Consider the following 10,004-nt stretch of genomic DNA (forward strand, 5'->3'; position numbering starts at 1 on the left):
TAAAAATTTACCTCCCCCATCAGACGTGAAAATGGCGTTTTTCTCAAAATTATTCCCTCATTTTCCGGATTTATTCCCTCCGAGCCCGGAACAGATGCCAAACGGAGCCCTGTACGGGCCCGGAATGGGGTATCCCGAGGGGGGCTCTTTACCTGGACGGGGGGTTCCAAAACAAGACCCCTGGCAATTGATGGGAGGTCTTCCTGCCTTGTTACGTATGGGGACCTAAAGTGAAGGCACGATGATCTCAGTTCCGGCCGGGACTGTGTCCCTTACGCAAAAGGAATGGTGGCGCTGGGAAAATTGTTCCGGAGTATTTAGAGAAAAATTTTAAAAAATGTCCGGTTTTTCAGATCGTAATCCCGAGAATCCCGAGCAGCATCAGGATCAGGACGCCGGGGATCCCGCCGATTGCGCAGATAAGGAGGGTTGCGACATCGTACCCGAGGTCGGGCTTTCCCATCCACTGCATCACGTGGAGGAAGTTGACCAGGAAGAGGCCGACAAGACCACAGATAGCATTCACGACAAGGACCGAGAGCTGTTTCACGAGAAACCAGACAATAGCAACGATGGCGACAACGAGAATGATGGCAACGAGGATGTTGGTCATGCAAAAACCCTTTCCTTATTTACCAATGATATGCTGTTTCTTTATCCTTACGGACGGGAGGATCAGGGATCCGATAGTCCGGGATTTACGGCTCAGCCCGGCAATCTGGTGCTGGAGATCGAAGATATTCCCCGAGAGCATGGCGCTCCGGATCGGTTCCTGGAACTCCCCTCCTTCACGGAAGAACGCATTGGAGAGCTCGACCGAGAACTCGCCGCTCATCGGGTTTGCCGTATGGGCCCCGACCACGTTGTGCACGAATACGACCCGTTCGTCGTCAACGGTATCCCGTTTCCCGTCAACAACGAAGTTGTGGTGGCCGATGGACGGGGACCCTCCGTACCCGCCCCTGACCGCGTTTGCCGTGCTCTCTTTCCCGTACCGGTACGCCGTCTTCAGGTCGTAGGCGAAGGCACTCAGGATACCATCGCGGACGAAATCGATCCGCTGTGTCGGCATCCCTTCTGCATCCCAGCGGCTGCTGCCATCTGCCCCGGGGAGGTGCGGGTCATCGTACATCGAGATGAGCGGGTTTGCGACCTTTTGCCCGAGACAGCCTGCAAGTCGCGAACGTTTGGCATGGACATTCCGGCCGCTCAGGGCGGGAACAAAGACCGTCCCCAGCAATTCGGCATAAGCAAGGGGGGAGAGGAGGATATCGTAATCACCGGTCGGAATATCCTTTCCCTTTGCGGATTCGCAGGCAAAGAACGTTGCCCGCTCGCCAACCGTAGCCGGGTCGACGCGGTCCAGTGCCCACGAGTGATCGAACTCGTATCCCGTGGACTGCCCGTGGATGGCTTCAAGCGAGAGGGAGACCGAGGTATGGCGGCTGGTGTACCGCACACCCTTGCTGCTTGCAAGGGTCACTTCAAGGGCCGAAACTCCCGCTGATCCCGAGGTCACTTCCGCCGGGTGCTCTGCAGCACCCTCCAGCATGGCCTCCAGGAGTTTTCCGGCAGTTCCGGGACCTACATCCAGCGAACGATCAAACGAGAGCGAAGTCTGGTCGAGCGGCTCCGGCCCGGGAAGCCCTTTCCATTCCTGCGGCGTGGCAAGGTTCCCGCTTGCAATCGCTGCCTTCAGGCACTCGTGCCACCGCCCGGGATCGCTGGTGCTGGACGATCCGATCCGTCCCTTATGGATCGTGCGGATGCCAAGGCCGCAGTCCTCCGATGTCGATGCATGGCTCACCTTTTTCTTTCGTAAATCAGCGGAGACGCTGGTGCCCACTACGTAAAAGACCTCGACTTCGTCAACGCTCTTCTCCGCTTCCCGGATCAGCTGGTCAATCCATTCCATTGCCACCCACCACCGCATCAACTAAGAGAACATGGGGAGCACCGTCGCTCACGGGAACACTCTGGCCGCCCTTCCCACAGTACCCGGGACTCATCTTCCGGTCATTTCCGCAGAGCACGATCTGGTGCAGGGTCGAGAGGATCTCGCCCGACAGGGAGACGTCGCGGACCATCTTCGTGCATTCACCGTTTTCGACAAGATAGCCGTACTCCGCGTTGAACTGGAAGACACCCCTGCCCGGGTCGACCTGCCCCCCGCGGGAGCCTGCAAGGAAGATCCCGTTTTTGCATTCGGCAAAGATCTCCTCCCTGGAGGAATCGCCGTTCTCGATGAACGTGTTGCTCATCCGCACCAGCGGGGGCTCTCCCGGCATGGCGCGGGCATGGCCGGCAACGCCGTTCCCGACGGCCAGGAGCGACTCGCGATTATGGAGGAAGGCGTTGACCACGCCGCGCCGGATGATCTCGGTCCGTGCAACGGCAACTCCCTCCGCATCAACGGGGTCGAACCCAAACTCGCAGAGACTGGGATCGTCAACGATCGTCAGGGTCTCGTTCCCGATGCGTTCCCCGGCCCTCCCCTTCAGTACGGAACTCCCTTCCTGTATGAGGTCGCCTTCGCTCGCGTGGCCCACGGCTTCATGGGCAAAGACCCCGGCCAGTTCAGGATCGAGCACTGCCCGCATCTTCCCGCCTTTCGCAGCCACCGCGTCCAACAGGGACACGGCGGTCTCTGCCGCTTTCCTGCCCACGTCCTGCCGGTGCCGGAGATTGAAGCCGTGGATGGAGTGCTCCCGCTCATATCCCATCTGGATATTGCCATTCCGCGATGCCACAGCAAGGACATTAAACCCTGATCGCCCCATCGCATACGTAAACTCATTGCCGGAACTGTCGGAGAAGCGGACCTGCTCGAACTTCTCGATGTAGTTCGCCCGCCGGTTGACGATAAGCGGGAGCGTGGCACTCTTCTCGATCTCTGCAAGGAGTGCGGATTTCTCTTCAAGGCCAATCTCCCGCGGGTCCTCCTTCAGGGGCGGAACGGGCAACTGGCTCCGGGTCACATCGCCGAGGGCGACCTGCTCCTCCGTAATCACGGCAAGGCGGGCCGCCCGTTCCAGCAGCGCGTCGAATTTCCGTCCGGTGCAGGGAGTAAAATTGTCGATCTGGAGCACGCCCCACCCGGACCGGACAAGGACCCGGAGGATTGCCTTGTTGAAAAATGAAGTCCCGGCGGACTCGACGACGCCGTTGTCAATGTCGATGTGCGTGACCTCACCGGTCACGTGCCTCAGGTCGTAGTAGGAGATGGCGTCCATCGCATTCAGGCCGTTGTCGGGTTGATCTCCGGCGCTTCTGCGATCATTGCAGTGGACCGCATCGCCATCTTCTTGAGCTTGGTGAGGAACCCGTCGGAGTTCTCCGGCACGAGCGCGATCTTCAGGACATCGTCGATGTTGTCGACCGGAATGATCGTGACAAGGGACTTGTAGCGCTCCTCGATGAGGACATCCCCGATGTTCATCCGCGGGATGAGGACGGTCTTGATCCCGGATTTTGCTGCTGCCTCGATTTTGTAGGTAACGCCCCCGACCGGGAGGACATCCCCGCGGACCGAGAGCGAGCCGGTCATCGCAAGGTCCTGGCGGACCGGAATACCTTCGATGGCGCTGACCACCGCAGTCGCGACGCTGATCGAGGCCGAGTCACCCTCGACACCCATGTAGGTGCCGATGAACTGGATGTGGATATCGATGTTCTTGACGTCCTTACCGGTGAATTTTTTCAGGAGGGCACTGACGTTCTTGATCGACTCCTGCGCAATCTCCTTGAGCATTCCGGTAGCGATCACAGTGCCGCTGGCTCCCTGTGCCGGGGTCACTTCCGCCATGATGGGGAGGACCGACCCGGCATCGCTGCCAGTGACGGCAAGCCCGTTCACGCGGCCGACCCGGGTACCTTCTACAACCGTCATCTCGTACTCGCGCAGGTGCCGGGTGATCTCGTCCGAGACCTGGTCCTCGATGGACCGTGCGGTCTTCTTTGCCGTGATGACATGTGCAGCCGTTGCAATCGGGGCATTCTCCTGCCTCGCGATATCCCCGGCAACGCGGATCAGGCCGCCCATGTCACGGAGCTTTAAGGTCAGGTGGTCCTTGCGGTTCGAGCGCCGGCGGGCTTCGCGGATGATCTCATCGATGCCGCTCTGGTCGAAGTGCGGGATCTTGCCATCGTTCTTTACCTCCTGGGCAATGAACCGGACGTACTTCTGCCGGTTCTCGGGAGTGTCATCCATGCTCTCGGCCATGTAGACTTCGTACCCGTACCCCCGGATACGGGACCGGAGTGCCGGGTGCATCCCCTGGATTGCGTCGATATTGCCTGCTGCAATCATCACGAACTTACAGGGAACCGGCTCCGTCCGGACCATGGCACCGCTCGACCGCTCGCTCTGGCCGGTGATGGGGAATTCCCCTTCCTGCAGGGCCGTGAGCAGGTTCTGCTGGGAGTGCGGGTCCAGCGTGTTGATCTCATCGATAAAGAGGACACCGCCGTTCGAGCGGTGGATAGCCCCTGCCTCGACCCGGTCATGCGCCGGGGTCTCAAGGCCGCCGCTCTGGAAGGGGTCGTGCCGGACATCGCCCAGAAGAGCGCCGGCGTGGGAGCCCGTGCCGTCAATGAAAGGGGCGATGTTCTTGGTGTCATTGGAGACAAGAAGCTTGGGCACCATCGCTTCTTCCCTGGGAGTCGAGTACCGCAGGGCCATGAAGACAAATGCCCCGGCGATCAGCCCCATCAGCAGCTGCATGGTGATGATGGCATACCCGGCAATGCCGAGCATGAGGAGCATCATGAGAGTCTGCCGGAACTGGGACTTCTTCTTGGCCTCGGCCTTGTGGGCACCAACGATCTGCTTGCCCCTGCCCCCGGCAACAGTCCGGATGACCGGGTTGTTGGAGTCATCGGAGTTCGGGTACACGAGGATGTCCTGCAGCTCTTCCTTGGGCAGGAGTTCGGCCATCGCCTTTGCAAGCATGGACTTGCCGGTACCGGGACTGCCGATCATCATCACGTGCCGGCGCTGGATCGCCGCTTTCCGGATGACCTCGACCGCACGCTCCTGGCCGATCACCTGGTCGATCAGCGACGCAGGCACTTCAATCAGCGATGATGTTGCAACTTCGCCCTCCGGCGTTGCCGCTGGTGCGGTTGCCGGGGAAGGGGAGACCCCGGGAGCCGCAGCTTCCGGTTGTACCGGCTCTTCCGGGAGTGGTTGTTCTGGTGCACTTTCCATGACGATGATGCCCTCTATGGATGGATTTTCATATACAATGTCTCATGCAAGTTTAAGTACTTTCAGCTGATTGCACGACTCCTTGCGCCGGGACCTTGACGTTCACGGGGTTGTATCATCCGGTTCATTAATCAGTAGTTCTCCAGCCGGAAAACCAATCGGAAAACTACAATACGGTTTATCTCCATGTACTTGGTTGATAAGCGCCGGCCAGGCACCGGAGCGGGGAACAATATTATGAAAGTGATATGTACAGAACGGTCGCAGGTGCTCGGTGCCCGGGTTGCACTGGCACTGAAGGTCCCGGTTGCCAGTGTAGCATTTTCCCGGTTTCCCGATGGCGAGCAGTACCTTGTGGCTGGCGATCTTGATGACGAGACACTGATCGTTGCAAGCGTTGTTGACAACGATGCACTCGTCCAGCTGATGCTTCTTGCCGATGCCTGTGAGTCCTCTCGTACACGCCTTGTGCTCCCCTACATGGCCTATGCGCGCCAGGACAAGCAGTTCAAGAAGGGAGAGCCGCTCTCGGCACGTGCTGTTGCACGAGCGCTCAGCCGGAGCGTGGCGGAGGTCATCACCGTCAACATCCACGATCCGGCGGTGCTGGAGCACTTCACGGTCCCGGCCCGGAACATCTCCATTGCAGCGGAGATCGGGGCCTATGTCGGGACACTCGGCCTGAACAATCCCCTCATCCTGGCACCGGACGACGGGGCCCTTGCATTTGCCGGGCAGGTCGCGGCAACTGGCGGGTGGGAGTACGACCACCTGGACAAGACGCGGCTCTCCGGTGTCGAGGTCCGTATGGCCCCGAAGAATGTCTGCGCGGCCTCCCGCCCGGTCGTCATCGTCGATGATATCATCTCGACCGGGGGCACGATCGCAACGGCCGCGGGTATGCTCTACCAGCAGGGAGCAACCGATGTGTATGCTGCCTGCGTCCATGGGGTGCTGACCGGCGGCGCCTATGCACGGCTGATCGCTGCAGGCGTCCGCGATGTCATCAGCAGCGACACGATCGAGCGGGGCTGCAGCAGGGTTTCGGCTGCCAGGATCATTGCAGCGGCAGTAAGAAACCCCTGAACCATGCCTGTGTGTCTGATCCCCATCCTATCCTGCCGGGACTCTTCACTATGAAGGCCGTCCTTGATGCCAGTGTCTTCTTTTCTGATATCCCGTTAGAGGGGGAACTCTTCACAACACCCTCCGTCTGCGATGAGCTCGTTGATATCCGGGCAAAAGGGAACTTCGAGAAGCATTGTACTGCGGGACTTACCGTTGTCACCCCGTCACGGGAGAGCCTCCAGGCTGTGGACCGGGCAGCGGAGAAGAGCCGGGACCGCGCTGTAATCTCCGGGACCGACAGGGATCTCCTCGCCCTTGCAAAGGAGATTGGCGGCGTGCTGTATACAGATGATTTTCCTATCCAGAACGTTGCGGGGGTTCTCGGCGTTGAGACACACCCCATCCTTCAGAGAAAAGCACGGCCGGTCCGCTGGAAGTACCGTTGCACGGGCTGCGGCCGGTATTACAGTCATGACGGCGAGTGCCTGGTCTGCGGCGCAGCGATTAAAAGAAAACTTAAATAGCTGCCAGAAGAGCTTTTGTGCATGTCTTCGTTAGACGATCTGATTGGGAAGGCCAAGGTGCTCCTTTCAGAAGGGCACAGCCCGGGTCAGATTGCAGATGAACTTTCCCTTTCCATGGAAACGGTGACGTGGCTGCTCACGCAGGCCAAGGGTACGTCCGCACCAAAGGATGTCCATATCGACTGGACCGCAGTTTCGAGCCACGCTCCCATGCTCGAAGAGACTGCCCTGATGCTCCTGAACCGGTACTACCAGTCCCAGAAGGAGACTGCCGCGGGGTCGCCGGTGGCCGATGTGATCGTTGGTATTGCTCTTTCGGGCATCCCGCTGGCCACACTCATTGCGGTCCAGGAGGCCGCCCAGCTGGCAATCTACCACCCGGCAAAACAGAGCCAGAGCGAAAAGCCCACGGGGTCGATCAGCGGGAACTTCGCACCGGTCACCGGCCAGCGCTGTATCATCATCGACGATGTCATCACCTCCGGCAATACCATGAAGGAAGTTGTCCGGTACCTCAAGAAGCACAACGCTACCCCTGTAGCCATCTGGGTCATCTTTGACAAGCGCGGGATCAAGGATATCGATGGCGTGCCGGTCTATTCACTGTATAAGGTATCTCCGGTGTAGGTCATTCCTTTTCCGGGCCCACACCACATTATTTATATAGAAGTTCAATTCCACCTTTTACAACATCGGAGGATCCATTATGCTATCTGGACAGCCAATTATCATTTTAAAAGAAAATGTGGAGCGTAATACCGGGAAAGAAGCCCAGCGCTCGAATATTGCGGCCGCAAAGGCAATTGCCGGCGCCGTGAAATCGACGCTTGGCCCGCGGGGCATGGACAAGATGCTCGTCGGCTCCACAGGTGACATCGTCATAACGAATGACGGGGCAACAATCCTGAGTGAGATTGCCGTACAGCACCCCGGCGCAAAGATGGTCATCGAAGTCGCCCGCACGCAGGACGACGAAGTCGGCGACGGCACCACCACCGCCGTCATCCTTGTCGGCGCGATGATGGAGCAGGCCGAGATCATGCTCGAACAGGGCATCCACCCGACCGTTATTGCGCAGGGATACCGTATGGGCATGGAGAAGGCCCTGGAGATTACAACCGGCCTCTCCCTCAAGGTCGATGCAACCGACCGGAAGACCCTCCTGAAGATCACCGAGACGGCAATCACCGGCAAGTCGGTTGAGCAGGTCAAGGACAAACTGGGCGGGATCATCGTCGATGCGGTCATGGCCGTTGCCGAGAAGGCAAACGGAAAGATCCTTGTTGACGAAGAAGATGTCATGATCAAGAAGCAGAAGGGCCAGGCCATGGACGATGCCGAGCTGATCCGCGGCGTTGTCATCGATAAGGTCCGTGTCAACGACGGGATGCCAAAGAAGATCCCGAAGGCAAAGGTAGCCCTTATCGCATCCCCCCTCGAGATTACAAAGACCCAGGTCAAGGCAAAGATCAAAATCTCCACCGCTGAGCAGGTGACTGCATTCTCCGAGCAGGAACGCGAGGCACTGAAGAAACTTGCCGACCTGATCATTGACAGCGGCGCAAACGTCCTCCTCTGCCAGAAAGGCATTTCAGATATTGCACAGTTCTACCTGGCAAAGGCAGGAGTCCTTGCCATTGAGGACGTTCCCGAGAAGGACATGAAGTATGCTGCCCGGGCACTCAATGCAAACATTATTGCAAAGCCTGAGGCGCTGACCGCAAAAGACCTGGGAACTGCAAACCTTGTCGAAGAAGACACAGACGGAAAGGTCACGAGGATCTCCGGCTGCAAGAACCCCAAGACCATCACCATCCTCCTCCGGGGGACGAGCGACTACCTGCTGGACGAGCTCGAGCGGGCGGTTGTTGACGGGACCCGCGTTGTCATGGATGCCATGGAAGACGGGACCTATGTTGTTGGCGGTGCAGCAGTAGAGACCGAGCTGCTCATGAAGATCCGCGACTATGCCCAGACCGTTGGCGGCCGCGTCCAGCTCGCCATCGAGGGCTATGCAACCGCATTCGAGTCCATTCCGCGGGCACTTGCCGAGAACTCCGGCTTCAACCCCATCGACAAGATCGTCGAGCTCAAGAACGCCCATGCAAAGGGCAAGAAGAATGCCGGCCTGAACGTGTACCAGGGCAAGGTCGTTGACATGCTCGGTGAGGGCGTCATCGAGCCACTCCGTTCCAAGCGCCAGTCCATCCAGAGCGCATCCGAGACCGCCATCATGCTCATCCGTGTCGATGACATGATGATCACCCAGCAGGGTGGCAGGGGCGGCATGCCCCCGGGCATGTAATTCCCCTAAACCGGATACCCTTTTTTCATTCAGATAACTATTAGACAGATCGATACAGAAAAAGTAGAGAAACGGGTGCCGAGGTAGTCTAGCCCGGAAAGGCGGTAGCCTCGAAAGCTACTGGCGCTTCGCGCCTCGGGAGTTCAACTCTCCCCCTCGGCGTCCCTACTGGATCGCCCGATCCATTTTTTTTTAAGACCCGGTCAGTTCCGGCCGGGAAAATCCCCTGGTTGCCCCCCATCGCCGCACGCTGGCAAAAAAACGATTAATTCCGGGCCATTTTCTTGAAATATTGGAAATAATGCCCCATTTCAGGTTATGCGAATTTCAAAACATCTAAATAGAACATCTTCATAGTATATGGTGAGAGGTACGGAATCAGACCCCATCCCGTACCGGAAATCAAAGGAGGTTCGTGCCATGAATATCCGGATCAAACAGAATAAACCCCCCATCTCACCGGAAGCGAAATCGTTTCGCGCAATACGGAGGCTGAACCTTAACCGCACCTACATGCCCCTGAAGATCGGTGTTGTCGTGGGGTACATCCTCCTCGGGATGCTCTCTGCATCGACATCGATGTTCGGCATTCTCGTAGGGGCAATCCTTCGCATGGTCGGGCTCTGAACCTGCCCGCCCGGCCCATTTTTTCTCATCAGTACGCAAGGAACGCCATCGTCCCGTGGATAAGCGCAAGGATAATTGCAATCGCTGCAAACCGCGGGTGCCAGCGGGCCGGGATAGTGTGGATTCCGTGCCGGTTCAGGATCGCGACTGTCGCCGTGAAGAGGACGGAAAGGAGCGTCAGGAGGCCCAGCCAGAGGACGAGCGGTTTTCCAAGGATCAGGGTGTAGGCCAAGGTCAGCAGCATTGCCATCCGATCGCCACCTGCACCCTC

The 10,004-nt window shown here is 58.5% G+C and carries 10 protein-coding genes and 1 tRNA gene; 6 read left to right on the forward strand and 5 right to left on the reverse strand.

Annotation, left to right across the window (positions count from 1 at the left end):
* Positions 1 to 349: 349 nt before the first annotated feature.
* The 4 genes from CW742_RS02520 to lonB are packed head-to-tail and all read right to left on the reverse strand — an operon-like array spanning position 350 to position 5,209.
* Positions 350 to 613 carry a pro-sigmaK processing inhibitor BofA family protein gene (locus CW742_RS02520; protein ID WP_292416061.1) on the reverse strand — a complete coding sequence of 88 codons (264 nt, stop codon included), beginning with the start codon at positions 611 to 613 and terminating at the stop codon, positions 350 to 352.
* 15 nt (positions 614 to 628) lie between these two features.
* Positions 629 to 1,915: a TldD/PmbA family protein gene (locus CW742_RS02525; protein ID WP_292416063.1), complete on the reverse strand. Its 1,287-nt coding sequence runs from the start codon at positions 1,913 to 1,915 to the stop codon at positions 629 to 631.
* On the reverse strand, positions 1,902 to 3,233 hold the full coding sequence (locus CW742_RS02530) for a TldD/PmbA family protein (RefSeq protein ID WP_292416065.1): 1,332 nt from the start codon (positions 3,231 to 3,233) through the stop codon (positions 1,902 to 1,904). The genes CW742_RS02525 and CW742_RS02530 overlap by 14 nt, the downstream gene beginning before the upstream one ends.
* A gap of 5 nt (positions 3,234 to 3,238) precedes the next feature.
* On the reverse strand, positions 3,239 to 5,209 hold the full coding sequence (gene lonB, locus CW742_RS02535; RefSeq protein WP_292416067.1) for an ATP-dependent protease LonB: 1,971 nt from the start codon (positions 5,207 to 5,209) through the stop codon (positions 3,239 to 3,241).
* Between the two features lie 237 nt (positions 5,210 to 5,446).
* On the opposite strand from lonB, the gene CW742_RS02540 reads away from it, so the two are divergent.
* The 6 genes from CW742_RS02540 (at position 5,447) to CW742_RS02565 (ending at position 9,733) form a co-directional block, all read left to right on the forward strand.
* Positions 5,447 to 6,295, forward strand: a complete 849-nt coding sequence (locus CW742_RS02540; RefSeq protein ID WP_292416069.1) for a ribose-phosphate diphosphokinase — start codon at positions 5,447 to 5,449, stop codon at positions 6,293 to 6,295.
* 50 nt (positions 6,296 to 6,345) lie between these two features.
* Positions 6,346 to 6,801 carry an NOB1 family endonuclease gene (locus CW742_RS02545; protein WP_292416071.1) on the forward strand — a complete coding sequence of 152 codons (456 nt, stop codon included), beginning with the start codon at positions 6,346 to 6,348 and terminating at the stop codon, positions 6,799 to 6,801.
* A gap of 21 nt (positions 6,802 to 6,822) precedes the next feature.
* A complete protein-coding gene (locus tag CW742_RS02550) occupies positions 6,823 to 7,428 on the forward strand; it encodes an orotate phosphoribosyltransferase-like protein (RefSeq protein WP_292416073.1) in 606 nt (201 codons plus the stop codon).
* Between the two features lie 79 nt (positions 7,429 to 7,507).
* On the forward strand, positions 7,508 to 9,106 hold the full coding sequence (gene thsA / locus CW742_RS02555; protein WP_292416075.1) for a thermosome subunit alpha: 1,599 nt from the start codon (positions 7,508 to 7,510) through the stop codon (positions 9,104 to 9,106).
* 77 nt (positions 9,107 to 9,183) lie between these two features.
* Positions 9,184 to 9,268: transfer RNA gene (locus tag CW742_RS02560), tRNA-Ser, on the forward strand.
* A gap of 258 nt (positions 9,269 to 9,526) precedes the next feature.
* Positions 9,527 to 9,733, forward strand: coding sequence for a hypothetical protein (locus tag CW742_RS02565; protein WP_292416077.1), 207 nt, complete (start codon positions 9,527 to 9,529; stop codon positions 9,731 to 9,733).
* A gap of 28 nt (positions 9,734 to 9,761) precedes the next feature.
* Here CW742_RS02565 and CW742_RS02570 read toward each other — a convergent pair.
* On the reverse strand, positions 9,762 to 10,004 hold a 243-nt coding region (locus tag CW742_RS02570; protein WP_292416079.1), incomplete at its 5' end, for a hypothetical protein.

The organism is Methanoregula sp. (assembly GCF_002835825.1).
Classification (GTDB): Archaea; Halobacteriota; Methanomicrobia; order Methanomicrobiales; family Methanospirillaceae; genus Methanoregula.

Bases quoted from the DNA above. Each gene is read 5' to 3' on its own strand.
- CW742_RS02520 (WP_292416061.1), bottom strand. From the start codon at position 613: ATGACCAACATCCTCGTTGCCATCATTCTCGTTGTCGCCATCGTTGCT.
- CW742_RS02525 (WP_292416063.1), bottom strand. From the start codon at position 1,915: ATGGAATGGATTGACCAGCTGATCCGGGAAGCGGAGAAGAGCGTTGAC.
- CW742_RS02530 (WP_292416065.1), bottom strand. From the start codon at position 3,233: ATGGACGCCATCTCCTACTACGACCTGAGGCACGTGACCGGTGAGGTC.
- lonB (WP_292416067.1), bottom strand. From the start codon at position 5,209: ATGGAAAGTGCACCAGAACAACCACTCCCGGAAGAGCCGGTACAACCG.
- CW742_RS02540 (WP_292416069.1), top strand. From the start codon at position 5,447: ATGAAAGTGATATGTACAGAACGGTCGCAGGTGCTCGGTGCCCGGGTT.
- CW742_RS02545 (WP_292416071.1), top strand. From the start codon at position 6,346: ATGAAGGCCGTCCTTGATGCCAGTGTCTTCTTTTCTGATATCCCGTTA.
- CW742_RS02550 (WP_292416073.1), top strand. From the start codon at position 6,823: ATGTCTTCGTTAGACGATCTGATTGGGAAGGCCAAGGTGCTCCTTTCA.
- thsA (WP_292416075.1), top strand. From the start codon at position 7,508: ATGCTATCTGGACAGCCAATTATCATTTTAAAAGAAAATGTGGAGCGT.
- CW742_RS02565 (WP_292416077.1), top strand. From the start codon at position 9,527: ATGAATATCCGGATCAAACAGAATAAACCCCCCATCTCACCGGAAGCG.